Consider the following 23,331-nt stretch of genomic DNA (forward strand, 5'->3'; position numbering starts at 1 on the left):
CGATGTCTCACGGACCTTGCCGAATGGGTGGCCATCGCGCCCCGGAGGGGTGATCATGAGGGGACCAGAGCGCACTTCCCATGAGGAGGCACGGGTGGCCGAGACTCTGAAGAAGGGCAGCCGGGTAACCGGCGCCGCGCGCGACAAGCTCGCGGCAGACCTGAAGAAGAAGTACGACTCCGGTGCGAGCATTCGGGCACTGGCCGAGGAAACCGGCCGCTCGTATGGCTTCGTCCACCGGATGCTCAGTGAGTCGGGTGTCACGCTGCGTGGGCGTGGCGGGGCGACGCGGGGCAAGAAAGCCGCGTCCTGACCCCGGGCGGCCCATCGGCTTCGATGGTGGCCACCCGGTCGGCCGACTGATCGGCCGGGTGGTTACTGTGCAGTCACTTAGCATGCCGTACGGCAATGCGTGATGACCGCACACATCGGAGGCGCCCCATGGCTTCGCCCGACCAGGATCTCGTTCCTGTTCTCGACAAGGACGGCGTACGGCTCACCGTGGACGACGCGCTCGCCACGGTGACGCTGACCAACCCGGCCAAGCGAAACGCCCAGAGCCCCGCGCTGTGGCGGGCGTTGGCCGAAGCCGGGCGGTCGCTGCCGGGGTCGGTCCGTGTCGTCGTGCTGCGCGGTGAGGGCCAGTCCTTCTCCGCGGGCCTCGACCGGCAGATGTTCTCGCCGGAGGGGATCCCGGGCGAGCCGACGTTCATCGAACTCGCGCGCCGTGACGACGCCGGGCTCGACGCGGCCATCGCCGAATACCAGCAGGCGTTCACCTGGTGGCGGCGCAACGACCTGGTGTCGATCGCCGCCGTGCAGGGCCACGCCATCGGGGCCGGCTTCCAGCTCGCCCTCGCCTGTGACCTGCGCGTCGTCGCGGACGACGTGCAGTTCGCCATGCGCGAGACCAGCCTGGGCCTGGTACCGGACCTCACGGGTACCCACCCGCTGGTCTCTCTCGTCGGCTACGCCCGCGCGCTGGAGATCTGCGCGACCGGACGGTTCGTACAGGCCGAGGAGGCGGTGGCCTCCGGGCTCGCCAACCTCGCGGTGCCCGGTGCCGAACTCGACGCCGCGGTGCGCGACCTTGCCGCGGCGCTGCTGGCCGCGCCCCGGGACGCGGTGGTGGAGACCAAGGCGCTGCTGCGGGGCGCCGGCGACCGTACCTACGAGGACCAGCGGGCTGCCGAGCGGCAGGCTCAGGCCCGGCGGCTGCGGGACTTGGCGGGCGTGGGCGAGTAGTTCGGCGCGGGCGAGTGGGGCGGGGCTGGTCGCGCCCACGCGGCGACAGCCGCATATCGAAACCGCCCCGCGCCCCTTTCGAGACGCTTCAGGCTCGCCGCGTCCCTTTCGAGGCGCTTCAGGCTTCCCGCGCCCCTTTCGAGGCGCTTCAGGTTCCCTGCGTCCCTTTCGAGGCGCCTCAGGCTCCCCGCGCCCCTTCAGGGTCGCTTCAGCCGACGTCCGTCACCAGCACGGCCACCGTGGGGTGGTCCTCCAGCGCCGCGCCGACCGCTGTACGGACCCCCCTCGCCACGTCCACGGCCCTGGGCCCGTCGGTCAGCGCCACCTCCACCCGCACATGCCGGCGCGGCAACGCCGCCTCGAAGTGCACCTCCCGGCTCAGTGCCCCCGTCACCCGCGCCACCCCCGGCACCGCCAGCGCCGCCGCCGTCACCCGTGCCCCGTCCGGATCCCTGCCCTCCCGGACCGACGGCGGCCGGGGCGGACGTACGGCCGCCGGCTCCGTCCGGTCCGCCGTCAGGAGGTCGGTCACCCGCAGGTCCACCTCGGCCACCACCAGCCCGAGCCGTGCCGTCGCCGCGACCGCCAGCGCCCGGCGCAGCCGTGCCGCCGTCGTCGGCAGCGGCTCGGCGGCCGTCGCCGCGAAGTCCGCCGCCACCCGCAGCGGCCCCGGCGGCACGGCACCGGGCGGCGGCGGTACGACGGGTTCCTCGACGTCCTCCGGATCCGCGGGCGCGATCCGTACCGCCCCCAGCCGCACCCCCGGCACCCCGGCCGCCGCCCGGCGCAGCACCGCGTCGGCCACCGGTTCCGTCACCCACGCACCGTCGTGCCGCCCGCCCAGCGGGAGCAGCCTGCCCGAGCCCAGGGGATGCCGTACCGCGTCTGTCCACCGGTCCGCCGTCATTGCTCCAGCCTGCCGCATCACCGGGGCATGACAGGGCATCCGCACTTACCTTGGTCGCAGGACGACGACCGGAAGGGGCGCACGGCGATGACGGAGACGACGGCGGAGCCGGAGCAGGAGCCGAAGGACCCGACAGTACAGACCCGGAAGACCGTCAGACGCGGTGGCGGTGACCCGTCGACCCGGGGGCGGACCACGATCGCCGACGGTGTGGTGGAGAAGATCGCCGGACTGGCGGCCCGGGACGTCGTCGGCGTACACGCGATGGGCAGCGGACTGGCCCGCACCTTCGGTGTGGTGCGCGACCGGGTGCCGGGCGGCTCCAAGTCGGTCACCCGCGGTGTGAAGGCCGAGGTCGGCGAGGTGCAGACCGCGCTCGACCTGGAGATCGTCGTGGACTACGGCGTCTCGATCGCGGATGTGGCCCGTGCGGTACGGGAGAACGTGATCGCGGCCGTGGAGCGCATGACCGGGCTCGAAGTGGTCGAGGTCAACATCGCGGTGAGTGATGTGAAGCTGCCCGAGGAAGAGGAAGAGGAGCCGGAGTCCCGGCTTCAGTGACGGCTGAGGGGAACGCACCATGAGCTTGGCCGTGGTCGGCATGATCGCCGGCATGGCGCTGGGCTTCGCCGGGTACTTCGGCGGCTTCGGCGCCTTCCTGCTGGTGGCGGCGCTGGGGGCCGTCGGGTTCGTCGTCGGCAGGCTCGCGGAGGGAGACCTCGAACTCGGTGACTTCTTCCGCGGTCGCGACGACCGGCGTGACCGGCGGCGATGACCACCGCGCGCGGTGAGTCGCGCAGGCCCGCGACGGTCGTGGCGCCCGGCGAGCGCGGGGCCGTCCGGATCGCCGACCGGGTGGTGGCGAAGATCGCGGCGCAGGCGGCCCGCGAGGCCCTCGGCCCCCTCCCCGAGGACGCCGTACCTCCGCACGCCACGGTGGCGGTCCACCACGGCACCGCCCGCGTCCGCGTCCACCTCGAACTGGACTATCCGTCGGACATCGGCGCCCGGTGCGCGACTGTGCGTCGGCATGTGGTCGAGCGGGTAGGCGCGTTGGTGGACATGGAGGTCCGGGAGGTCGCCGTACACGTCGAACGGCTGCACCCGGCCCAGCCCCAGGGGAGGACGTGATGAGCACCGAGCAGACACAGGTCATAGAGAAGCCACCCGAGGCCGCGCCGCCCCCGGCCGGCCACGCGGCCCGCTTCTGGTCGCCGCGCCGCACACCCGCGGCCCTGGCCGCCGTCGTTCTCCTGGTGACGGCGGTCGCCTTCCTCTACGACATCGGGGCCGTACGGGCCCGCCACCCCGCGATGCACTGGCGCCGCGCACTGGCCCGGCAACTCGCGACGCGCCCCCTCGACGACACCTGGGTCCTGGTCGGCGCGGGCATCGCCGCCGCCCTCGGCGTATGGCTGCTGACCCTGGCCGTCACGCCGGGCCTGCGGGACGTCCTGCCGATGCGCCGCAGCCACCCCGACGTCCGCGCCGGGTTGCGCCGCGACGCGGCCGCGATGGCGCTGCGCGACCGGGCCATGGAGATCTCGGGCGTACGCCGGGTCCGCGTACGACTGCACCGCTCCCGCGCCCATGTCCTCGCCGTCTCCCACTTCCGTGAACTCGACGAGGTGCGGGCCGACCTGGACGTGGCACTCACCGACGCCATCCACGGCCTGGGCCTGGCCCACCCGCCCAGGCTGACCCTGCACGTCGTCCGCCCCGGACGGAAGGGATGACGATGCTCACGGCGATCAACCGCGTACTGATCGGTCTGGCGGGCCTGGTGCTCCTGGCCCTGGGCGGCGCGGTCCTGGCCGTCGGCCTCGGCGCCCCGCCCCCCTCCTGGTGGATCCACGACGGCCGCCACGACGTCCTCCTCACCACCGCCGAACGCACCCACTGGCGTGGAGCGGGCTGGTGGTGGCCGACGGTTCTGGCCGCTCTGGCGGTCCTGCTCCTGCTGTCCCTGTGGTGGCTGACCGCACAACTGCGCCGACGCCGTCTGACCGAGGTCCTGGTGGACACCGGCGACGGTGAGGGCGCGCTGCTGCGCGGCAGGGCTCTGGAGACGGTGCTGGCGACCGACGCGGCCCACCAGCAGGGCGTCGCCCACGCCCACGCGGTGCTCAGGGGCAGGCGGACGGCTCCGGAGGTACGGGTCTGGCTCCAGCTGGACCCGGACGTGCCACCGCGGGAGGCCCTCGACGGCCTCACCACCCAGGCACTGGCCCACGCCCGGGATTCGGCAGCTTTGAAGAAGCTCCCGGCGGAGGTCCGGCTGACCTCCGTGAAACACCGCGTGGAGAGGGTCACCTGAGACAGCGTCCGGCCTGCCGGACGCACGGCACCGGAGACGCCGTCGGCACCGGAGACGCCGTCGGCACCGGAGACGCCGTCGGCGCCGGCCGCGGCCGCGGGAATCTCCGCCCGCGGAACCGGGTTGTCCGTCCTTGCAGTGATGACCTCGGGACAGCGGGAGGGGACGGGAGCCGATGAGCCTTCGTCAGTTCGAGTACGCCCTGGCCGTTGCCGAGGAGGGCTCGGTGACCGCGGCCGCGGAGCGGCTGCGCGTCGCCCAGCCCTCGATGTCCCAGCAGATCCGCGCCCTCGAGCGGGAACTCGGCGTGGAGCTGTTCGCCCGTACGCCTACCGGACTGGTGCCCACCGTCGTCGGCCGGGCCTTCCTGCGGGAGGCCGAGGTCGCGGTGAGCGCGGCACGACGGGCGCGGGCGACGGCGCGGGGCGGTGCCGACGAACTGGTGGGCGAGCTGGTGGTCGCCGTGCAGATGGGCTTCGGCACGCGGCAGCTGCCGGGCGCGCTCGGCGGGCTGCGCCACCGCTACCCGCGCCTGGAGATCACCGTCTTCGAGGAGCCGGGCTCCGCCGAACTGGAGCGGCTGTGCCGCCAGGGCGTGCTCAACCTCGCCCTGATGGCGGCGTGCGAGCGGCCCCCCTCCGACGCCCACCGCCTCGGCGACGAGGAGTTCGTCGTGGTGCTGGGCGCCGGGCACCCGCAACTCGCCGCGGACCGCGTCGACTTGCGCGCACTGGCGGGGGAGCCGTGGGTGCGCTTCGACCGTGACAGCGCGCTCGACGCCGTGCTGCTGGACGTGCTGCGGACCAACGGACTGGCCCCGGCCACGGCCGCCCGGGTGTCCCAGACGGCGACGGCCGTACGCTGGGCCGCCCACGGGCTCGGGGTGACGCTCGTCCCGGCCTCCGCGGTGCCCCAGGGCCACGAGCATCTGGTACGCCCGGTGTTCCCGGTCGTGTCCCGGCCCGTCATCGCCGTGCTCCGGCCCGGCGCGGGCCCGGCGGAGGCGGCCCTGCTCGAATTCCTGCGCAAGGAGAACTGGTCCGATTCCGCGTTCTTCGCGCCGATTTCCTGACGGCCGGGAAGGACGCGGGCGCCACCGGATTCCGCTGGAATCGTCACCGTATTCCTGTTGCGGAAATCAGCCCCGGAATTCCGTGGGCGTCAGCCCCGGGGGAATTCGCCGCCGTCCACGATGAGATTGCTTCCGGTCAGCCAGCCGGCCCGTTCGGAGGCGAGGAACAGCACCGCGTGGGCGATGTCGTCGGGCCGGCCCTCGCGCCCCAGCGGGGCCGTGTCGCCGGCGTTGACGGTGCCCGGCTTCAGGTCCAGTCGAGCCCACTGCTCCCGTGCCTCCTCACCGCCGGGGGTGGCGACCCTGCCGGGGGTCACGGTGTTGACCCGGATCCCGAACGGGGCCTGCTCCGAGGCCAGTCCCCGGCTGTAGTTCTCCAGCGCCGCCTTCGCCGCCGTGTAGTGCAGGAACGGCGCGACCGGGGTGAGCACCGCGGCCGACGAGACATGCACGATCGCCCCGGAACGCCGCTCCCGCATCCCGGGTACCAGCAGCGAGTCCAGCCGCACCGACGCCAGGAAGTTGAGGTCCAGAGCGTCCTGCCACTCCTCGTCGGGGACGGCCGAAGTGCCCTCGTACGGTCGGGCCCCGCCCGCGTTGTGGACCAGGATGTCCACTCCGCCGAGCACCTCCCGCGTAGCCTCGGCGAGCGCCTTGGCACCGGCCCGGTTCCGCACGTCGGCCGCCACGAAGGCGGCCCCCTCCGGCACCGTGGCCGACGCCGACCTGGCGGTGGTGAGCACCTCGGCGCCCGCGTCCAGGAGCCGGCGCACCACAGCCGCGCCGATTCCGCGAGTACCACCCGTGACGAGGGCCCGCTTTCCGGCGAGTTCCCGTGTTTCCGATCCGTTCTCGATCGTGGCCATGCCACCGATCCTTTCCCTCGCGTTTCCGTTCGCTGTTCACGGTACGGAGGGAAAAGAACCAGAGGCAAAGACGAAATAGCAGCGACCGCCATAGGGAATCCCTATGGCGTGCCGACCGTCAGAAACCGTGCCGCATGCCCCCGTCGACGGGCACCATGATCCCCGTCAGATAGGACGCCCCCGGCGACAGCAGGAACGCGCCCACCCGGCCGAACTCCTCCGGCGTGCCGTACCGCCGCAGCGGGATCCGGGACTCGTTCTCCATCCGGGTGGCCTCGGGGTCGGCCGACAGCGCGTCCAGCGCCCGCGCCCGGTCCGTGTCGATCCGCGACGGCAGCAGCCCCACCACCCGGATCCCGCGCGGCCCCAACTCGTCCGCCAGCGACTTGGCGAACCCGGCGAGCCCCGGCCGCAGCGCGTTCGAGATCGTCAGCCCGGGAATCGGCTCGTACACCGACCCGGACAGCACGAACCCGATGACACCGCCGTCCGCCAGCTCGGCCGCGGCCGCGCGGGCGAGCCGTACGGCTCCCAGGAACACCGCCTCGTAAGCGGTCTGCCACTCCTCGTCCGTGTTGTCGGCGATGAAACCGGCGGGGGGCCCACCCACGCTCACGAGAATGCCGTCGAACCGCCCGAACCGTTCACGCGCCGCCGCGATCACCCGCTCCGGAGCGTCCTCGTCCGCGTTGTCGACGGCGATGCCGGCCGCGTTCGGTCCCAGCTCGGCCACCGCCTCGGCGACCCGCTTCTCGTCCCGTCCGGTCACCACGACCTTCGCCCCGTCGGCGACCAGCTCGCGCGCGGTCGCGTTGCCCAGCCCGCGGGTCGCTCCGGTGACGACGTACACCCGGTCCTTCAGTCCAAGATCCATGCTTCCTATCCTGCCTCGTCGCTGCCGAACAGTGTGAGGGCGGTGTTCACCAGTCCGATGTGGCTGAACGCCTGTGGGAAGTTGCCCAGCTGGCGTCCGAGTTCCGGTTCGTACTCCTCGGAGAGCAGGCCCACGTCGTTGACGAGTCCCACCAGTCGTTCGAACAACTCCTTCGCCTCGTCGGTACGGCCCGTCATGTGCAGCGCGTCGGCGAGCCAGAACGAGCAGGCCAGGAAGGCGCCCTCGCCGCCCGGCATGCCGTCGACGCCGATCGCGTCGGTGTCGTAGCGGCGTACGAAGCCGCCGCGGCCCAGGTCGTCGCGGATCGCGTCCACCGTGCCGATCACCCGCGGGTCGTCCGGTGGCAGGAAACCGAAGTGGGGGATCAGCAGCAGGGCGGCGTCGAGTTCGCGCGAGCCGTAGTACTGGGTGAAGGTGTTGCGCGCCGGGTCGTACCCCTTCTCGCACACCTCCCGGTGCACCTCGTCGCGGAGCGCGCGCCAGCGCTCCAGTTCGCCCTCGAGCTCCGCGTGCTCCTCCAGGGTCCGTACCGCGCGGTCCGCGGCCACCCACACCAGCACCTTGGAGTGCACGAAGTGCCGGCGGCCGCCGCGCACCTCCCACAGGCCCTCGTCCGGCTGGCGCCAGATCTTCTCCAGGAACTTCATCAGCGAGCACTGGATGGCCCACATGTGCGGCTTGGTGGACAGGCCGGCGTTGCGGGACAGCGACAGGGAGTCCATGACCTCGCCGTACACGTCCAGCTGGAGCTGGTCGACGGCGCCGTTGCCGACGCGTACCGGCGCCGAGCCGACGAAGCCGGGCAGCCAGGGCAGTTCGAACTCGGGCAGCCGGCGCTCGCCGGCCAGGCCGTACATGATCTGCAGGTCCGCCGGGTCGCCGGCGACCGCGCGCACCAGCCAGTCGCGCCAGGCCTGGGCCTCCTTGTGGTAGCCGGCCGACAGCAGCGCGCCGAGGGTGAGGGTGGAGTCGCGCAGCCAGCAGAACCGGTAGTCCCAGTTGCGCACCCCGCCCAGTTCCTCGGGCAGCGAGCTGGTGGCGGCGGCCACGATGCCGCCGGTCGGCGCGTAGGTGAGCGCCTTGAGGGTGATCAGGGAGCGCACCACCGCGTCCCGGTAGGGGCCTTCGTAGGTGCAGCGGGCGCTCCAGCGCCGCCAGTCCGTGACGCTGGAGCGCAGCGCCTCGTACGGGTCCACGAGCGGCGGCCGCGGCTCGTGCGAGGGGTGCCAGGTGAGCACGAACGCGACCCGCTCGCCCTCCTCGACGGTGAACTCCGAATGCGTGCCGAAGTCCTCGCCCCAGGTCCGTACGGACGGTTCGCTGCGCAGCCACACCGAGTCGGGGCCGGCGACGGCGACCCGGTGACCGCCCGAGCGGCGCATCCAGGGGATGACCGACCCGTAGTCGAAGCGGAGGCGGAGCGTGCTGTGCACGGTGACACGGCCGCTGACGCCCTCCACGATGCGTACCACGTCGGGGGCGCGGTCGCGTTGGGGCATCAGGTCGGTGACCCGGACCGTGCCCTCGGGGGTCTCCCACTCGGTGTCCAGGACCAGCGTGTCCGGCCGGTAGGCGCGCCGGGTGCAGGTGGTCGCGTCCTTGGGGGCGAGCCGCCAGTGACCGTTGTCCTCGTCGCCCAGGAGCCTGGCGAAGCAGGCCGCCGAGTCGAACCGTGGCACGCACAGCCAGTCGATGGAGCCGTCCCGGCCGACCAGGGCGGCGGTCTGTTCGTCGCCGATGAGGGCGTAGTCCTCGATGCGTCGGTCCACGGGTTCCGGTTTCCCGCCGGGCCGGTGGGCCAATCTGGGGGTGGGCCGGGGGAGTGACCCCGTGCTCAGACGGCGGCCGCCGGTTCCGCATCCGGCGCGGGCTCGGCCTTCGCGGCCTCCTCGCGGGCGCGGGCCTCCCGGCGGACCAGCACGAACCAGCCGTAGGGGACGCCCGCGGCGAACAGCCACCACTGGATCATGTACGCGTAGTTCAGCGGGGCGTCTTCCTTGCCCGGATCGGAGATCTGCTGCGGGGTGTCCGCCTTGGGCTCCGGCGCGGTCTGCTGGATGTAGCCGCCCAGCACCTGCTCGCCGAGCCGGCGCGCCTGCTCCTCGCTGTTGATCAGCATGATCTGCCGGTCGGGCAGACCCTTGATGTCCTTGATGCCGCTCGCCGCGGTGGTCTCGTCGGGCATCAGCCGGCCCTTGATGGTGACCCGGCCGCCGGGCGGAGCCGGAACCCTGGGGAACGCGGTCTGGCTCGGGCCGTCCGAGGAGATCCAGCCCCGGTTGACCAGCAGCACCTTGCCGTCGGCCAGCACGAAGGGGGTGAGGACGTGGTAGCCGACCTCGTCGTCGCCGTTGGTACGGCGCCGGACGACGACCTCGTGGGCGGTGTCGAAGGTGCCGGTCGCGGTCACCGTGTGGTACCGCTCCTTGCGGGTCACCGCGTGCCCCGGCTCGGTCACCTGCTCCACCGGCACCGGCTTGGCGCCGAGTGCCTGGGCCACCAGTGCGTTACGGGCGCTGCGCTCCTCGTACCGGTGCTTCTGCCAGAACCCCAGTCGGATCATCGTGGGGATGAGAAGCAGGGAGATCAGGGTGAGGATCACCCACTGCCGGGTCAGGAGGAAGCGGTACACCCCACGACCGTACAACTCGGTCGTGGGGCGCGAGCGGGCGGGTACCGGGTCACACGCGGTCGACGATGCCCGCCTTCCCGGCCTCGCGGGCGCAGTGCGCGCCGCAGTACCACTGGTTCTCGGCCTCGACGCCCTGCCCGATGATCGAGACCTTGCAGTGCTCGCAGACGGGGGCCATGCGGTGGATCGCACAGGAGAAGCAGTCGAAGACATGGACCGCGCCCTGCGCGTGCACCTCGAAGGTCATTCCGTAGTCATTGCCGCAAACTTCACATTTCGCCATGGGGCTCAGGGTGGGCGGTCGTCCCCGCGCGGGCGAGTGGGCGCCGGGCGAGTCGCCCGGCAATCACCCGTCCGTACGGCCCCGCCGCGCGGTCACTTCCCCGCCGCCCGGGTCGATGCCGGCGCCACGTCCCGCAGCAACTGCCCGAAGGCCGCCTCGTCGACGACCGGCGTGCCGAACTGGCGTGCCTTGAGCACCTTCGAGGTGCTTGAGTCCGGGTCGTTGGTGACGAGCAGGCTGGTGAGCCGCGAGATGCTCGTCGCCACATGCAGTCCGGCCTCGACGGCCCGGTCCTCCAGGAGTTCCCGCTCGATGGAGGTGTCCCCGGAGAACGCCACCCGCATGCCCTGCCTGAGCGGCCTGCCGTCCTCGTACCGCCCCGGGTTCGGATACGGACAGGCCGGCCGCTTGCGGGCCGGCCGCCAACTGCTCGGACGGTAGCCGCCGCTCGCCTGCTGCCCGATCCGGGGCGTCTCCGACCACTCCGTCAGCGGTCGGCACTCGAGCAGCGGCAGCCGTACGCTGCCCGCCGCCGCGGCCCGCAGACTGGGCCGGAACGCCTCCGCCAGCACGCGCGCGTCGTCCAGCGCGTGGTGCGCCCGCCGCTGTACGACACCGAAGTGCGCGGCCAGGGTCTCCAGCTTGTGGTTGGGCAGCGGCAGCCCCAGCTCCTTGGAGAGCGCGATCGTGCACAGCCGTTGCTTCACCGGGGGCTCGCTCTTCGCGCGCGCGTACTCGCGCGCGATCATCTGCCAGTCGAAGACCGCGTTGTGCGCGACCAGTACCCGGCCGTCGAGCCGGGCCGCGAACTCCTCGGCGATGTCGGTGAAGAGCGGCGCCCCTTCGAGCACCTCGCTCGTCAGACCGTGGATCCAGACCGGGCCCGGGTCGCGCTCGGGATTGACCAGCGTGTACCAGTGGTCCTCGACCTCGCCGCGCCCGTCCAGCCGGTAGACGGCGGCGGAGATTATCCGGTCGTCGCGGGCCAGTCCGGTGGTCTCCACGTCGACGACCGCGTACCCCTCGGGATACGCGGCCGGCCACGGGGTGCCGGCGGAGACTGCGGTCGTCTGGTCTTCGAGCATGGTCATTGAGGATACGGGCCCCGACCGACAGTCCGGTCCGTCAGGTCACCCGCCGCCACCGCCCGTTCGCATGTCCTGATTGCCCTTCGCGTGGCTATGGACCTTTTCGGCGCCCGGTGCCACCGTGCTCCCCGCCCGGCGCTGACGCGGCGACGACTCCGCGGCGGCGCGGCGCTCGGACGGTCGACGGAAGGGCGGTACGGCGGATGGCACGCGTACGGTACGGCGCTCGGACCGAGGCGGAGATCGCGGCCGCACGCACCACGAGGCTCCCGGACGTCTGGTCCACCGGTGTGGTGGCCGTCTGGGAGAGCGACCCGGACGCGGTAGCGGCGGTGCTGCCGCCTCCGCTCAAGCCCACCGGCCGCCCCCTGGTCCGCGTCAGCATCAGCCAGGTCCGGCTGCCCGGATACCCGCTGGGCGCGGGCTCGTTCGCGGTCGCCGCCGCGCACGGCACGGCCGAGGGCTGGTATCCGCTGGTGATGCCGATGACCCACGAACGCGCCCTCACCGGCGGCCGTGAGGTCTTCGGCGAGCCCAAGAAGCTCGGCGAGGTGACCGTCGGGCGCGAGGGCGACCAGGTCCGCGCGGTACTGGCCCGGCACGGCGTCGCCTTCGTGGAGGTGCGCGGCACGGTCGACGGCCCGCTGCCGCTGCCGGAACCCGCGCCGAAGACCGACTTCTACTTCAAGTTCCTCCCGGCGGTGGACGGTTCGGGCTTCGACGGCGACCCGTTGCTGGTGCACTGCGTCCGTGAGGAGAAGGTCCGCCGACTGGAGCGCGTGACGGGGGAGGTGATCCTCCGTGAGTCGGCGTACGACCCGGTCGTCGACCTCCCGGTGCTGCGCCTGCTGGACCTCACCCTCGGCGAGAAGACCAGCGACCAGCGCGGCCGGATCGCCGAACGGGTCGATCCCCAGGCCCTGTTGCCCTACGTCCACCAGCGCTACGACGACCCGCGCCAGATCGTCGACGCGCCCCCGGAAGGGAGCGGGGTCTGATGGAACTCCGTGCCGGACAGGTCGCCGTCGTCACCGGCGCGGCGAGCGGGATCGGGCTCGCGATGGCCCGGCGGTTCGTCGCCGAAGGGCTGAAGGTGGTCCTCGCCGACGTGGAGCCGGCCGCCCTGGAGAAGGCCGCGGCGGACCTGCGCGCGGGCGGCGCCGACGTGCACGCGCGCGTGGTCGACGTCGGGGTGCGCGAACAGGTCCTGGAACTCGCCGAGTCGGCCTACGACACCTACGGCGCGGTGCACGTCCTGTGCAACAACGCCGGGGTCGGCTCGGGTGCCGAGGGCCGCATGTGGGAGCACGAACCCAACGACTGGAAGTGGGCGTTCGAGGTCAATGTGTGGGGTGTCTTCCACGGCGTACAGGCTTTCCTGCCGAGGATGATCAAGTCGGGTCAACCCGGTCACGTGGTCAATACATCCTCCGGTGACGGCGGTATCGCGCCGCTGCCGACGGCCTCCGTGTACGCGGTCACCAAGGCGGCCGTCGTCACGCTCACCGAGTCGCTGTACGCGCATCTCAGGGCGGAGCACGCGCGCGTGGGCGCCTCGGTCCTCTTCCCGGGGCCGCACATGCTGCGCACGGGCCTGTGGGAGTCGCACCGCAACCGGCCCGGGCGCTACGCCAAACAGCGGCCGCGCAGGACGCCGTACCGCAGCCTCGACCAGTGGGAGGCGGCGATGCGCGCGGCGGGCAAGGAGGTCGCCTTCACACCCGTCGAGGAGGTCGCCGAGTTCGTCGTGGCGGGCATCCGCGCGGACCGCTTCTGGCTGCTGCCGGAGAGCGAGCGCAGCGACGCCCAGATCCGGGCGCGGGCGCGCTCGATGCTGGACCGGGCGAACCCGTCGTACCTCGAGAACTTCATCCTGGACTGAGCACCTGGACCGACAGGGGGCTGTCGTGACCTCGCTTGACGACCCGTATCTGATCATCTCCTCCGACTGCCACGCCGGGCTGCCCACCGAGGAGTACCGGCCCTATCTGGACACCCGGTTCCACCGGGACTTCGACGAGTTCCTCGCCGGGCGGGACCGCCGCCGGGAGGAGATGACCCGGCTCGGCATCCGCAACGAGGCGTTCGCGAGCAAGTGGTTCCAGGACAACGAGGAAGGTCTGCGCGGAGGCTGGGACAGCGCGCAACGGCTGAAGGAGCTGGACGGCGACGGGGTGGCCGCGGAGGTGGTCTTCCCGGACGCCGACGCGGTCGACAGCCGGACGGCCGCACCCTTCGGGGTGGGCCTCGGCCTGTCCGGCGACCACGACCCGGAACTGGGCATGGCGGGCGCGCAGGCCCACAACCGCTGGCTGGCCGACTTCGTCTCCGAGCACCCCGAACGGCACTGCGGGGTCGCCCTGTTGCCGGTCACGGCCCCGGTGGACCGTGTCGTCGCGGAGGTGCACCGCGCCAAGGAGTCCGGCCTGGGCGCGCTGATGATCCCGGCCATGTGGGTCGACAAGGAGCCGTACCACGACCGCCGTTACGACCCGGTGTGGGCGGCGGCCGCCGAGTGCGGGATGCCGGTCCTCACCCACTCCGGCGCCGCCCCGCGCCACGAGTACGGCGACCATCTCGGCATCTACGTCAGCGAGGTGACCTGGTGGCCGGCCCGGCCGCTGTGGTTCCTGCTCTGGTCGGGGGTCTTCGAACGCCACCCCGGGCTCAGGTTCGGCGTCGCGGAGTCCGGCTGCTGGTGGCTGCCGAACCTGCTCTGGTTCATGGACCGCCTCTACCTCGGCGCGCACGGCGGCAAGAAGCTGTCGCCCTTCGAGGAGCTGAAACGCCCGCCGCACGAGTACCTGGACCGGCAGGTCTTCGTCTGCGCCACCAACACCAAACGCCGGGAACTCGCCCAGCGCTACGAGATCGGCGTCGACAACATCCTGTGGGGCAGCGACTTCCCGCACCCGGAGGGCACCTGGCCCGACACGCGCGCGTGGCTGCGCCGCACCTTCCACGACATCCCGGTGGCCGAGACCCGCCGGATGCTGGGCCTGGCGGCGGCCGAGGTCTTCGGTTTCGACGTGGCGCGCCTGACGCCGCTGGCCCGCCGGATCGGCCCCGTCCCCGCCGACCTGGGCCAGCCGGCCGACCAGAGTGCCGTGGCGGCCTCCTGGGCGCGCTCGCGCGAGGTGGGCCGGCACTGGCTGACGGACAACGACTTCCCGGCTCTGGGGGTGAGTTCATGAACGGTGAGCGCTACACGGTGATCTCCGCCGACTGCCACGCGGGCGCCGACCTCCTCGACTACAAGCCGTACCTGGAGAAGCGGTACCACGACGACTTCGACGACTGGGCGGCGACGTACGTCAACCCGTACGAGGACCTGCTCTCCGACTCGGCCGACCGGAACTGGAACTCCGCCCGGCGGCTCGCGGAGCTGGAGCAGGACGGGATCGTCGCGGAGGTGATCTTCCCGAACACCATCCCGCCGTTCTTCCCGTCCGGCTCCCTGATGGCCCCCGCGCCGACGGGTGCGGAGATCGAGCTGCGCTGGGCGGGCCTGCGCGCCCACAACCGCTGGCTGGCCGACTTCTGCGCCGCCGCACCCGGCCGCCGGGCAGGTGTCTTCCAGATCCTCCTCCACGACGTCGACGAGGCCGTGAGAGAGATCCGCCGGGCGGCGGCCGCGGGCCTGAAGGGCGGCCTCATGCTGCCCGGCACCCCGCCCAGCTCGGGCCTGCCCGAACTGCACGCGCGCGGGTACGACCCGATCTGGGCCGTCTGCGCGGAACTCGGCGTCCCCGTCAACCACCACGCGGGCTCGGCGTCCCCGCCGCTCGGCGACGAACCGGCCGCCCGCGCGGTCTTCATGGTCGAGACGACCTGGTTCTCGCACCGGGCCCTGTGGCACCTGGTCTTCGGCGGCGCCTTCCGTCGCCACCCGGACCTGAGGCTCGTCCTGACCGAGCAGGGCTCCGGCTGGATCCCCGGGGTCCTGGCCATGCTCGACTACTACCACGGCCGCCTGCTGGCCGCGGCCTCGACGGCGACGACCGCGGAGGCGAAGTTCGGGGCGGGCCTTGCGGAGGGCATGGGCGGGTCGCCGTCCGAGGTGTGGCGCTCGAACTGCTTCGTCGGCGCCAGCTTCATGCGCCCGCACGAGGTGCCGCTGCGCGACCGCATCGGCCTGGACAAGATCATGTGGGGCAGCGACTACCCGCACGACGAGGGCACCTACCCCTACACCCGTGAGGGCCTGCGCTTCGCCTACGCGGGCGTCCCGCCCGAGGAGGTCGCGGCCATGCTCGGCGGGAACGCGGCCCGCGTCTACGGCTTCGATCTCGGGCTCCTGGACCCGATCGCGGCCGAGGTGGGACCGACGGTCGCGGAGATCGCCGAGCCGCTGCCGGAGCCGCCGGCGGACGCCACGAGTCCGGTGTTCGCGCGGGGGGCCTCGGTACGGGTCTGGTGACGTCGGTACTCCCCACGCCGGGGCCGGAGTGCGATCCTCCGTGTCGTGACGGAACAGACACACGACAACGAGGCCCACGGGGGCGCGCTCGGCTCCCGGCTGAACTGGTTGCGGGCCGCGGTACTGGGAGCCAACGACGGCATCGTGTCGACGGCGGGCATCGTCGTCGGCGTCGCGGGCGCCACCGGGGACCGCAGCGCCCTGCTGACGGCCGGCCTGGCGGGGCTGCTCGCCGGGTCGATGTCGATGGCGGCGGGGGAGTACGTGTCGGTGTCCACCCAACGCGACTCGGAACTGGCCGCCCTCGCCCTGGAGAAGCGGGAGCTCAAGGAGCAGCCCGAGGCGGAACTGGAGGAGCTGACCGAGCTGCTGGAGCGGCGCGGGCTGTCCCGGGACGTGGCGCGTGAGGCAGCGGTCCAGCTGACGGAGCGGGACGCCCTGAAGGCCCACGCGAGCGTGGAGCTGGGCATCGATCCGGACGAGCTGACCAACCCGTGGAACGCGGCGCTGGCGAGCTTCCTGGCGTTCACCGTCGGGGCGCTGCTGCCTCTGCTGGCGATCCTGCTGCCGCCCGCCGAGTGGCGGCTTCCGGTGACCGTGGGGTCGGTGCTGGCCGCGCTGGTCCTGACGGGATGGAGCAGCGCGCGGCTGGGGGCGGCCCCGGTGGGTCCGGCGGTGGTGCGGAACGTGGTAGGCGGCGCGCTGGCCATGGGCGTGACCTATGCGGCGGGGACTCTGCTGGGGGCGGTGGGGGTGTGACGGCTGCCCGTCCGTTGGCGGAGATCGCCAACAAACAAGCGCATACCGTAGGGAATACTTGTGGGTAACAACGTCTAGCCGCGGGCGACCAGCGGTTCTACGGTGCCCCCATGCCGAACCTGCCCAATGTCGTGCTGTGGTCGATACCCGCCTTCGTGCTGCTCACCGTGATCGAGGTGATCAGCTACCGGATCCATCCCGACGACGACGCCGACGGGTACGAGACCAAGGACGCGGCCACCAGCGTCGGCATGGGGCTCGGCTCGCTCGTCTTCGACTTCCTCTGGAAGATCCCGATCGTCGGAATCTACTCGGCGGTCTACGCACTCACCCCGCTGCGCATTCCCGTCCTGTGGTGGACCGTCCCGCTGATGCTGCTCGCGCAGGACTTCTTCTACTACTGGTCCCACCGCGGCCACCACGTCATCCGCATCCTGTGGGCCTGCCACGTCGTCCACCACTCCAGCAAGAAGTTCAACCTCACCACCGCGCTGCGCCAGCCCTGGACCTCGCTGACCGTCTGGCCGTTCTACCTTCCGCTCATCGCCGTCGGCGTGCACCCGGCCACGCTCGCCTTCCTCTCCTCCGCGAACCTCGTCTACCAGTTCTGGATCCACACCGAACGCATCGACAAGATGCCCCGCTGGTTCGAGTTCGTGTTCAACACGCCGTCCCACCACCGCGTGCACCACGCCTCCCAGGGCGGCTACCTGGACCGCAACTTCGGCGGGATCCTCATCATCTGGGACCGGTTGTTCGGGTCGTGGGTGCCCGAGGTCGAGCGGCCGGTGTACGGGTTGACCAAGAACATCAACACGTTCAACCCGATCAAGGTGGCCACCCACGAGTACCTGGCCATCGGCAGGGACCTGAAGGCCGCCCGCAGCTGGCGGGAGCGGGCCGGGCGGGTGTTCGGGGGACCCGGCTGGGCTCCGCCGGCCGCCGTGGAGCAGACCGAGGAGTCCGTGGCCGCGTGAGAGCGTCCCGGGCGCTGCTCGCCGCCTTCGCCCTGGCCCTCGCGGTCGACCTCGGCTGCCTCGCCGCCGGCTTCCACGCCGGGCACGCCGTCGCCAAGGTGCTCCTGATGCCGCTGCTGGCCGCCTGGACCGCCCGCGCGGGCGGTCCGCGGCTGCTCGTCGCCGCCCTGCTCTGCGGCTGGGGCGGCGACGTGCTGCTGCTCTCCGACGCCGACCCCGCCTTCATGGCGGGGATGGCCTGCTTCGCCGCCGGGCACGTCTGCTATCTCGTCCTGTTCCGCCGGTACGGACCGGCACGCGCGCGTGCCGGTGTTCTCGCCGTCGCCTACGCCGCCGCCCTCGTCACCCTGATCGCCCTGCTCTGGCCGGACCTGCCCGCCGGTCTCCGGGTCCCCGTCGCCGGCTACAGCACCCTGCTCACCGCCATGGCGTACACGGCGGTCACCCGGCTCGGCCCGGTCGCCGGGCTCGGCGGCGCGCTCTTCATGCTCTCCGACACCCTCATCGCGACCGGCGTCGCCGACTGGCCGCAGCTGCCGAGACCCGACTTCTGGATCATGCTCACCTACGCGGTCGGGCAGTTCCTGCTGGTCCAGGGCACCCTCGACGCGCGGCCCGTACCGGCGACGGCGTACCGTGAAGTGCGCCCGACCACCCCCTGAGCGCACCCACGACACCGCACGAGAGGGATCCTCGCCATGCGCGCCACCACCATCCACGCCCCGTACGACATGCGCGTGGAGGACGTGCCCGAGCCGGTGGTGCAACTGCCCACCGACGCCGTCGTACGCGTGCTGCGCGCCTGTATCTGCGGCAGCGACCTGTGGGCCTACCGGGGCGAGGCGGCCCGGCAGCCGGGGCAGCGCATCGGGCACGAGTTCCTGGGCGTCGTCGAGGAGACCGGCTCCGAGGTGGGCACCGTCCGGCGCGGCGACCTGGTGGTGGCCCCCTTCATGTGGTCCGACGGCGTCTGCGACTACTGCCGCGAGGGCCTGACCACCTCCTGCGAGCACGGCGGCTTCTGGGGCTCGGTGGGATACGACGGCGGCCAGGGCGACGCCGTGCGGGTCCCGTTCGCCGACGGCACCCTGGTCCAGCTGCCCAAGGACGCGGCCTCCGACGACCACCTGCTGACCGCCCTGCTCACCCTCTCCGACGTCCTCGGCACCGGCCACCACGCGGCCCTCGGAGCGGGCGCCCGCCCCGGTGCCACGGTCGCCGTCGTCGGGGACGGCGCGGTCGGCCTGTGCGCCGTGCTGGCCGCCAAGCGGCTGGGCGCCGAGCGGATCATCGCGCTGGGCCGGCACGAGGTCCGCACCGACATCGCGCGCCGCTTCGGCGCCACCGACGTCGTCGCCGAGCGGGGAGAGGCGGCGGTGGCCGCCGTACGCGAGCTCACCCGGGGCCAGGGCGCGCACTCCGTGGTGGAGGCCGTGGGCACCGAGCAGTCCATGCGGACGGCCGTCGAGATCACCCGGGACGGCGGGGCGATCGGCTTCGTCGGCGTCCCGCACGGCAGCGGCACCGGCCTCGACCTCGGCGTGATGTTCGACCGGAACATCGCCCTGCGCGGCGGTGTCGCCCCGGTCCGTGCCTACATCCCCGACCTGCTGCCCGACGTCCTCGCCGGCACCATCGATCCCTCGCCGGTCTTCGACCTGACCGTGGGCATCGAGGGCGTGCCCGACGGCTACAAGGCCATGGACGAGCGCACCGCCCTGAAGGTGCTCGTCACCAACGGCTGAACCGACGTGCCGGTCAAGGGCTGATCAAGTCCATCTGATCGGTACCGGCAGCGCCGTCAGCACGCCCGACACCGTGACCACCACCGCCAGCACGGCCACCTCGGCCCGCGCGGGGACGTACGCGGTGAGCGGATCGGCCGCCCGGCGCAGCCGGAACCGCGCCCACAGCGCGAGCGCGGCGACGGCGGCGACGAGGACCACCTTGGCCAGCAGGGTGCGCCCGTACGCCGTCGTCGTCAGCTGGTCCAGGATCGTGCCCGCGGGCATCCGCCGCAGCGAACTCCACACACCCGTCGCGGTGATGGCCGCGAGCAGGAAGGCGGCCACGCGCGCGTAGAGACCGAGCAGCGCCGCTCCGGCCTCCCGGCCGCGCCACCGGCGCAGCAGGCGCAGCGCGTGCAGCAGACCGCCCGCCCACAGCGTCGCGCACGTCAGATGCGCCAGGGTCAGCGCCGAGCCGAGCAACGGGCTGTGCTCGGGCGCGGGATGGGCGCGCAGCGCCTCGGCGACGACCACCGCGGCGAGCGGCCACACCTGGATCGCCGGGCGGCGCGCGCGGGCGCACAGAGCGGCCAGCAGAAAGGCGTTGACCTCGATCAGCGCCAACTTGCCGTCCCGTGACCGGTACAGGCCGCCCACGTCGACGTCGGCGAGAGAGTGCGGCACCAGGTTGCCCGTCGACACGACCGACGCGAGCGCCAGCGCGGCGACGAAACCGGCGGCGGCCGCGAACGCCGCCCAGCTGGACGGCCGTTCGGGCGGAGTGTCGGGCAGCCGGCGGGCCAGCCGGTCCACGAACAGCTCGCCCAGCGGCACGCACAGGGCGGCGAACAGCACCCCGCGCAGCAGAGCGATGCCGTCCACCCCCGGCGCCGCGGCCTCCCCGGTGTCGTGCAACGCGGCGGACGGCCCGAGCAGCGGTACCAGCGCGGCCAGCGCCACCAGGAGCAGGACGGCGACGGCCCGGCCGGTCCCGGGGCGTCTCGCGGGGCCGCTCGCATCGGCAGCTTCGGTGGTCGGTCCTGTCGCCGTCACCCCACGATCTTCGCCAGCCGTGACAGAACCGGGCAAGTGCCGGAAAACAACTGACGGAGCGTCATTCCGTCTCTTCGTATGTTTCCGGCCATCCGGGCGGTGCGGTCATGCCCACTTGGCCGGATCCGATCCCCATGGCACCGGCGGCCGCGCCCAGTCGGCCGGGCCGCCCGCGAAGGACACCGGCGGCCGTGCGTACCGCAGGCGCCCCAGCGCGCTGTCCGTCCCGGCGAGCCAGGCGTCCGGCCCCTCGTACGGCTCGCCGCCCTCGGGCTCGGGCTCCAGCTCCGTCGTCAACCACCGCGCCGTGCGCGCCAGCGCCAGCCGTACGAACCTGCTCCCGCCGTCGTACGACTGCTCGGTCAGTGCTCGCAGCACTCCTGCCGCCAGCAGGTACCCCGTGCCGTGGTCGAGCGCCTGCGCGGGCAGCGCGCCCGGCCGGTCCGCCGAGCCCTCGGTCTCCGCGATACCGGTGGCGACCTGCACCAGGCTGTCGAAGCCGCGCCGCCCGCCCCACGGCCCGTACCCGCCCCACGCGGACACCTGGGCCACGACCAGCCCCGGCCGCCGTTCGGCCAGCGCCTCGGGGGAGAGTCCGAACCGGTCCAGGGCGCCCGGCCGGTAGCCCGTGACCACGACGTCCGCCGAGGCCAGCAGCTCCTCGAAGGCCGCCCGGCCGGTCGTGAGGTCGAGCGTCGCCGAGCGCTTCCCGAAACCCGTGTCGGCGTGCTGGTCGGGGAGTTCGGGCAGCCAGGGCGCGTCCAGGCGCAGGACGTCCGCGCCCAGCAGCGCCAGGGTGCGGGTGGCCACCGGGCCGGCCAGGACCCGGGTCAGGTCCAGCACGCGCAGCCCGGCTGCCGGCAGCAGGGGAGAGGCGCCGGCGTCGAGCGGCGGGAGCACGCGCGCGTGGGCCGTGTCCGGACGGCCTCGCTCGACGAGGGGGCGTGCGGCCACCTCGGCCGCCTGCTCGTGCGCGGCCCACTCCCCGGGTGAGCGCAACGCCACCGCGAGCCCGCCGGCGCCATGAACGGCGGTCTCGACCGCCAAGGCGGGCTGCTCGGCGATCCGGGCCGCCACGTCCTCGACGGCGGCTCCCTCCGGCAGCCCCAGCGCGGCCAGCAGCCGGGCCCGGTGGTGCGGGTAGTTGGCGTGGGTACGCACCCATCCGTCGGCCGTGCGCCAGAACCGCGACAGCGGGGCGAACTGCACGGGAGCGCGCCCGTCGACCAGGAGCTGCCGCTCGCTGGTGAACGCCGCCGCCACCGCCCCGTCGTCCACCCGGACCGCCGGCACCTGAGCGGCACCGGCCCGGCGTGCCCCCAGCTCGGCGGCGGCCAGCGCGCAGGCGCCGACACACGCGCGGGCCAGCCGCCGTACGGGAAGGCGTGACCGGAGCGTGTCCGCGCGTGGCACGGTCGTGATCCGCGCGGGCAACGACGGATCGCCACCCAGCGCGGACCACGCGTAGTTGATTGCAGTCATGACTGCACTATGCAGTATTGACTGAATCAATATATGTAGCTGCCTACCGCGTCACCGCCGCCAGCGCGTCCACCGTGCCCCAGCCGTAGAAACCGTTGTGGTTCCTGGAGCCCTCGCACACCGCGTCGACCTTGCCGTCGCCGTTGATGTCGTAGGGGTCGGTGCACGGCGTGGCGCTCGCCTCCGCGTACAGCAGGGCCTTCACCAGGGCAGGGGAGGCGTGCGGATGGGTTGACTTGATCAATGCCGCGACACCGACGACATGCGGGGTCGCCATCGACGTACCGGCCATGTAGCCCCACGTGCCGCCCGGCAGCGGGCCCAGGATCAGGCCGCTGGTCGCCGGGGGCGCCGGGGCCTGGTAGGCGGTCGAGTCGCCGCCGGGCGCGGCGACGTCGATCACTCCGAGGCCGTAGTTGGAGAAGGACGACTTGAGGCCCTTCGCGCCGGTGGCGGCCACCGTGACGACGCCCGGCAGCTGGGTCGGTATGTCGTAGCACTTGTGCGGGTCGATCACCCGGTCGCTGGGCGTGCCGTCGTTCGGCGAGACCGGGTCGGTGATCGAGTCGGAGGCCAGGTCGTAGCTCTCGTTGCCGGCCGCCGCCACGTTGACGGTGCCCTTCCGCTCCGCGAACCGGGAGGCCCGGGTGATGGCGTCGACGAGCGCCTTCTGGTCCGGGTCGGTGGTGCAGTTGAAGTACCACGGGTCGGTGTAGTAGCTGTTGTTGGTGACGTCGATGTGGTGCTCGGCCGCCCACACGAAACCGCAGACCACGGCCTCCGTGTAGAAGTACCCGGCGGTGGTGGCGACCTTGATGCCCGCCACCTTGACGCCCGGCGCCACACCGGTGATGCCGATCCCGTTCCTGGCACCCGCGATCTCCCCCGCCACGTGGGTGCCGTGCGGGCTCTCGGCGGCGCTGGGCCGCCAGGCCCCGTACGTCGTGTCCGGCTTGCCCGACACGCAGTTGGTGGACTGCGCGGCGGAGAAGTTCGGGGCGATGTCCGGGTGGGTGTCGTCGACACCGGTGTCGATCACGGCGACGGTGACCTTCGAGCTGCCGAGGGTCTTCTCGTGCGCCTTGTCGGCCTTGATGGCCGGCAGGTCCCACTGCAAAGGCTCCAGCGGGTCCTGCCCGTCGGCCGCGTGCGCCTCCGCCTTCGCGACCTGCTCGGAGCTGAGCGCCTGGGGCGTGCCGACGTCGGTGGTCGACTGGGCGGGCAGCGGCGCGTTGCGGGTGGCGCCCGCCGAGTCCACGCCCGGCACCTTGCGCAGGGTCTTGGCGAAGTCGGGGTTGGACGAGTGGACCACGATCACGCCGATCTCGTCGTACGCGATCACCACCGAACCGCCGGCCCGGCCGATCGCCCGCTGGACGCGCTGCGAGGTGCCGTGTCCGGGGCGGACGTTGACGACATAGCTGAGGGACGTCGCGTCACTCGTGTCCGAGGCGCCCGTGACCGTGGTCGTGGTCGTGGTGTCGGCGGCGGACGCCGAGACGTTGGGCAGGAACGCGAGGGCCGTGGCCATGGCCATGCCGAGCGGGATGGCGAGCGCGCGGCGGTGGCGCGACTGGGGCGCTGTCATGTGGGTGAGCCTCCGGTTCG

Annotated in this window: 26 protein-coding genes; 16 read left to right on the forward strand and 10 right to left on the reverse strand. The window is 72.7% G+C overall.

Features of this window, described 5'->3' with window-relative positions:
• The first annotated feature begins 94 nt into the window (after positions 1 to 94).
• Both ACWDGI_RS26785 and ACWDGI_RS26790 read left to right on the forward strand, forming a co-directional pair.
• The gene (locus ACWDGI_RS26785) at positions 95 to 313 is read left to right on the forward strand and encodes a helix-turn-helix domain-containing protein (protein WP_046727957.1); all 219 of its coding nucleotides are present in this window, start codon (positions 95 to 97) and stop codon (positions 311 to 313) included.
• Positions 314 to 441: 128 nt separating this feature from the next.
• Complete coding sequence (locus tag ACWDGI_RS26790) at positions 442 to 1,245, forward strand: enoyl-CoA hydratase/isomerase family protein (RefSeq protein WP_450763087.1); 804 nt, start codon at positions 442 to 444, stop codon at positions 1,243 to 1,245.
• Positions 1,246 to 1,453: 208 nt separating this feature from the next.
• On the opposite strand, the gene ACWDGI_RS26795 is transcribed toward ACWDGI_RS26790, so the two are convergent.
• Positions 1,454 to 2,152: a nucleopolyhedrovirus P10 family protein gene (locus tag ACWDGI_RS26795; protein WP_450763089.1), complete on the reverse strand. Its 699-nt coding sequence runs from the start codon at positions 2,150 to 2,152 to the stop codon at positions 1,454 to 1,456.
• Between the two features lie 87 nt (positions 2,153 to 2,239).
• On the opposite strand from ACWDGI_RS26795, the gene ACWDGI_RS26800 reads away from it, so the two are divergent.
• From ACWDGI_RS26800 to ACWDGI_RS26825, 6 genes are all read left to right on the forward strand, one after another.
• Positions 2,240 to 2,713, forward strand: coding sequence for an Asp23/Gls24 family envelope stress response protein (locus ACWDGI_RS26800; RefSeq protein WP_450763091.1), 474 nt, complete (start codon positions 2,240 to 2,242; stop codon positions 2,711 to 2,713).
• Positions 2,714 to 2,732: 19 nt separating this feature from the next.
• The gene (locus tag ACWDGI_RS26805) at positions 2,733 to 2,927 is read left to right on the forward strand and encodes a hypothetical protein (RefSeq protein ID WP_360481506.1); all 195 of its coding nucleotides are present in this window, start codon (positions 2,733 to 2,735) and stop codon (positions 2,925 to 2,927) included.
• Positions 2,924 to 3,283 carry an Asp23/Gls24 family envelope stress response protein gene (locus ACWDGI_RS26810; RefSeq protein ID WP_450763093.1) on the forward strand — a complete coding sequence of 120 codons (360 nt, stop codon included), beginning with the start codon at positions 2,924 to 2,926 and terminating at the stop codon, positions 3,281 to 3,283. The genes ACWDGI_RS26805 and ACWDGI_RS26810 overlap by 4 nt, the downstream gene beginning before the upstream one ends.
• Positions 3,283 to 3,888 (forward strand): DUF6286 domain-containing protein, encoded by a 606-nt coding sequence (locus tag ACWDGI_RS26815; RefSeq protein WP_450763095.1) that lies wholly within the window; start codon positions 3,283 to 3,285, stop codon positions 3,886 to 3,888. The genes ACWDGI_RS26810 and ACWDGI_RS26815 overlap by 1 nt, the downstream gene beginning before the upstream one ends.
• A gap of 2 nt (positions 3,889 to 3,890) precedes the next feature.
• On the forward strand, positions 3,891 to 4,469 hold the full coding sequence (gene amaP / locus ACWDGI_RS26820; RefSeq protein WP_450763216.1) for an alkaline shock response membrane anchor protein AmaP: 579 nt from the start codon (positions 3,891 to 3,893) through the stop codon (positions 4,467 to 4,469).
• A gap of 175 nt (positions 4,470 to 4,644) precedes the next feature.
• A complete protein-coding gene (locus ACWDGI_RS26825; protein WP_450763097.1) occupies positions 4,645 to 5,541 on the forward strand; it encodes a LysR family transcriptional regulator in 897 nt (298 codons plus the stop codon).
• An 89-nt stretch (positions 5,542 to 5,630) separates the two neighbouring features.
• Here ACWDGI_RS26825 and ACWDGI_RS26830 read toward each other — a convergent pair whose 3' ends face one another.
• The 6 genes from ACWDGI_RS26830 to ACWDGI_RS26855 all read right to left on the reverse strand — a co-directional run bounded on the left by ACWDGI_RS26830 (position 5,631) and on the right by ACWDGI_RS26855 (position 11,302).
• On the reverse strand, positions 5,631 to 6,407 hold the full coding sequence (locus ACWDGI_RS26830; RefSeq protein WP_450763099.1) for an SDR family oxidoreductase: 777 nt from the start codon (positions 6,405 to 6,407) through the stop codon (positions 5,631 to 5,633).
• 118 nt (positions 6,408 to 6,525) lie between these two features.
• Positions 6,526 to 7,281: an SDR family oxidoreductase gene (locus ACWDGI_RS26835; protein ID WP_450763101.1), complete on the reverse strand. Its 756-nt coding sequence runs from the start codon at positions 7,279 to 7,281 to the stop codon at positions 6,526 to 6,528.
• A gap of 5 nt (positions 7,282 to 7,286) precedes the next feature.
• The gene (locus ACWDGI_RS26840) at positions 7,287 to 9,071 is read right to left on the reverse strand and encodes a glycoside hydrolase family 15 protein (protein WP_450763103.1); all 1,785 of its coding nucleotides are present in this window, start codon (positions 9,069 to 9,071) and stop codon (positions 7,287 to 7,289) included.
• A 65-nt stretch (positions 9,072 to 9,136) separates the two neighbouring features.
• Positions 9,137 to 9,934, reverse strand: a complete 798-nt coding sequence (locus ACWDGI_RS26845; protein ID WP_450763105.1) for an SURF1 family cytochrome oxidase biogenesis protein — start codon at positions 9,932 to 9,934, stop codon at positions 9,137 to 9,139.
• A gap of 49 nt (positions 9,935 to 9,983) precedes the next feature.
• Positions 9,984 to 10,217 carry a hypothetical protein gene (locus ACWDGI_RS26850; RefSeq protein ID WP_351326105.1) on the reverse strand — a complete coding sequence of 78 codons (234 nt, stop codon included), beginning with the start codon at positions 10,215 to 10,217 and terminating at the stop codon, positions 9,984 to 9,986.
• A 92-nt stretch (positions 10,218 to 10,309) separates the two neighbouring features.
• On the reverse strand, positions 10,310 to 11,302 hold the full coding sequence (locus tag ACWDGI_RS26855) for a DEDDh family exonuclease (RefSeq protein WP_450763107.1): 993 nt from the start codon (positions 11,300 to 11,302) through the stop codon (positions 10,310 to 10,312).
• A 206-nt stretch (positions 11,303 to 11,508) separates the two neighbouring features.
• On the opposite strand from ACWDGI_RS26855, the gene ACWDGI_RS26860 reads away from it, so the two are divergent.
• The 8 genes from ACWDGI_RS26860 (at position 11,509) to ACWDGI_RS26895 (ending at position 19,206) form a co-directional block, all read left to right on the forward strand.
• A complete protein-coding gene (locus ACWDGI_RS26860) occupies positions 11,509 to 12,303 on the forward strand; it encodes an acetoacetate decarboxylase family protein (protein ID WP_450763109.1) in 795 nt (264 codons plus the stop codon).
• On the forward strand, positions 12,303 to 13,187 hold the full coding sequence (locus ACWDGI_RS26865) for an SDR family NAD(P)-dependent oxidoreductase (protein ID WP_450763111.1): 885 nt from the start codon (positions 12,303 to 12,305) through the stop codon (positions 13,185 to 13,187). The genes ACWDGI_RS26860 and ACWDGI_RS26865 overlap by 1 nt, the downstream gene beginning before the upstream one ends.
• Positions 13,188 to 13,212: 25 nt before the next feature.
• Positions 13,213 to 14,499 (forward strand): amidohydrolase family protein, encoded by a 1,287-nt coding sequence (locus ACWDGI_RS26870; protein WP_450763113.1) that lies wholly within the window; start codon positions 13,213 to 13,215, stop codon positions 14,497 to 14,499.
• A complete protein-coding gene (locus ACWDGI_RS26875) occupies positions 14,496 to 15,725 on the forward strand; it encodes an amidohydrolase family protein (RefSeq protein ID WP_450763115.1) in 1,230 nt (409 codons plus the stop codon). The genes ACWDGI_RS26870 and ACWDGI_RS26875 overlap by 4 nt, the downstream gene beginning before the upstream one ends.
• A gap of 45 nt (positions 15,726 to 15,770) precedes the next feature.
• Complete coding sequence (locus ACWDGI_RS26880; protein ID WP_450763117.1) at positions 15,771 to 16,484, forward strand: VIT1/CCC1 transporter family protein; 714 nt, start codon at positions 15,771 to 15,773, stop codon at positions 16,482 to 16,484.
• Positions 16,485 to 16,594: 110 nt separating this feature from the next.
• Positions 16,595 to 17,461: a sterol desaturase family protein gene (locus tag ACWDGI_RS26885; protein WP_450763119.1), complete on the forward strand. Its 867-nt coding sequence runs from the start codon at positions 16,595 to 16,597 to the stop codon at positions 17,459 to 17,461.
• Positions 17,458 to 18,123 carry a lysoplasmalogenase gene (locus tag ACWDGI_RS26890; protein WP_450763121.1) on the forward strand — a complete coding sequence of 222 codons (666 nt, stop codon included), beginning with the start codon at positions 17,458 to 17,460 and terminating at the stop codon, positions 18,121 to 18,123. The genes ACWDGI_RS26885 and ACWDGI_RS26890 overlap by 4 nt, the downstream gene beginning before the upstream one ends.
• 36 nt (positions 18,124 to 18,159) lie before the next feature.
• Positions 18,160 to 19,206: a zinc-dependent alcohol dehydrogenase family protein gene (locus tag ACWDGI_RS26895; RefSeq protein ID WP_450763123.1), complete on the forward strand. Its 1,047-nt coding sequence runs from the start codon at positions 18,160 to 18,162 to the stop codon at positions 19,204 to 19,206.
• A gap of 24 nt (positions 19,207 to 19,230) precedes the next feature.
• Here the strand turns inward: ACWDGI_RS26895 and ACWDGI_RS26900 are convergent, their stop codons facing one another.
• The 3 genes from ACWDGI_RS26900 to ACWDGI_RS26910 all read right to left on the reverse strand — a co-directional run bounded on the left by ACWDGI_RS26900 (position 19,231) and on the right by ACWDGI_RS26910 (position 23,311).
• A complete protein-coding gene (locus tag ACWDGI_RS26900) occupies positions 19,231 to 20,241 on the reverse strand; it encodes a CopD family protein (protein WP_450763125.1) in 1,011 nt (336 codons plus the stop codon).
• 105 nt (positions 20,242 to 20,346) lie between these two features.
• Positions 20,347 to 21,723, reverse strand: a complete 1,377-nt coding sequence (locus ACWDGI_RS26905) for a CoA transferase (RefSeq protein ID WP_450763127.1) — start codon at positions 21,721 to 21,723, stop codon at positions 20,347 to 20,349.
• Between the two features lie 43 nt (positions 21,724 to 21,766).
• Positions 21,767 to 23,311: a S8 family peptidase gene (locus tag ACWDGI_RS26910; RefSeq protein ID WP_450763129.1), complete on the reverse strand. Its 1,545-nt coding sequence runs from the start codon at positions 23,309 to 23,311 to the stop codon at positions 21,767 to 21,769.
• Positions 23,312 to 23,331 lie beyond the last annotated feature (20 nt).

It is taken from the genome of Streptomyces sp. NPDC001220 (genome assembly GCF_053597895.1).

Excerpts from the sequence above, each read along its gene's own strand:
- ACWDGI_RS26875 (WP_450763115.1), top strand. The coding sequence starts at position 14,496 with ATGAACGGTGAGCGCTACACGGTGATCTCCGCCGACTGCCACGCGGGC.
- ACWDGI_RS26895 (WP_450763123.1), top strand. The coding sequence starts at position 18,160 with ATGCGCGCCACCACCATCCACGCCCCGTACGACATGCGCGTGGAGGAC.
- ACWDGI_RS26885 (WP_450763119.1), top strand. The coding sequence starts at position 16,595 with ATGCCGAACCTGCCCAATGTCGTGCTGTGGTCGATACCCGCCTTCGTG.
- ACWDGI_RS26815 (WP_450763095.1), top strand. The coding sequence starts at position 3,283 with ATGAGCACCGAGCAGACACAGGTCATAGAGAAGCCACCCGAGGCCGCG.
- ACWDGI_RS26825 (WP_450763097.1), top strand. The coding sequence starts at position 4,645 with ATGAGCCTTCGTCAGTTCGAGTACGCCCTGGCCGTTGCCGAGGAGGGC.
- ACWDGI_RS26790 (WP_450763087.1), top strand. The coding sequence starts at position 442 with ATGGCTTCGCCCGACCAGGATCTCGTTCCTGTTCTCGACAAGGACGGC.
- ACWDGI_RS26865 (WP_450763111.1), top strand. The coding sequence starts at position 12,303 with ATGGAACTCCGTGCCGGACAGGTCGCCGTCGTCACCGGCGCGGCGAGC.
- ACWDGI_RS26860 (WP_450763109.1), top strand. The coding sequence starts at position 11,509 with ATGGCACGCGTACGGTACGGCGCTCGGACCGAGGCGGAGATCGCGGCC.
- amaP (WP_450763216.1), top strand. The coding sequence starts at position 3,891 with ATGCTCACGGCGATCAACCGCGTACTGATCGGTCTGGCGGGCCTGGTG.
- ACWDGI_RS26910 (WP_450763129.1), bottom strand. The coding sequence starts at position 23,311 with ATGACAGCGCCCCAGTCGCGCCACCGCCGCGCGCTCGCCATCCCGCTC.
- ACWDGI_RS26810 (WP_450763093.1), top strand. The coding sequence starts at position 2,924 with ATGACCACCGCGCGCGGTGAGTCGCGCAGGCCCGCGACGGTCGTGGCG.
- ACWDGI_RS26835 (WP_450763101.1), bottom strand. The coding sequence starts at position 7,281 with ATGGATCTTGGACTGAAGGACCGGGTGTACGTCGTCACCGGAGCGACC.
- ACWDGI_RS26805 (WP_360481506.1), top strand. The coding sequence starts at position 2,733 with ATGAGCTTGGCCGTGGTCGGCATGATCGCCGGCATGGCGCTGGGCTTC.
- ACWDGI_RS26855 (WP_450763107.1), bottom strand. The coding sequence starts at position 11,302 with ATGCTCGAAGACCAGACGACCGCAGTCTCCGCCGGCACCCCGTGGCCG.
- ACWDGI_RS26850 (WP_351326105.1), bottom strand. The coding sequence starts at position 10,217 with ATGGCGAAATGTGAAGTTTGCGGCAATGACTACGGAATGACCTTCGAG.
- ACWDGI_RS26830 (WP_450763099.1), bottom strand. The coding sequence starts at position 6,407 with ATGGCCACGATCGAGAACGGATCGGAAACACGGGAACTCGCCGGAAAG.
- ACWDGI_RS26800 (WP_450763091.1), top strand. The coding sequence starts at position 2,240 with ATGACGGAGACGACGGCGGAGCCGGAGCAGGAGCCGAAGGACCCGACA.
- ACWDGI_RS26905 (WP_450763127.1), bottom strand. The coding sequence starts at position 21,723 with ATGACTGCAATCAACTACGCGTGGTCCGCGCTGGGTGGCGATCCGTCG.
- ACWDGI_RS26795 (WP_450763089.1), bottom strand. The coding sequence starts at position 2,152 with ATGACGGCGGACCGGTGGACAGACGCGGTACGGCATCCCCTGGGCTCG.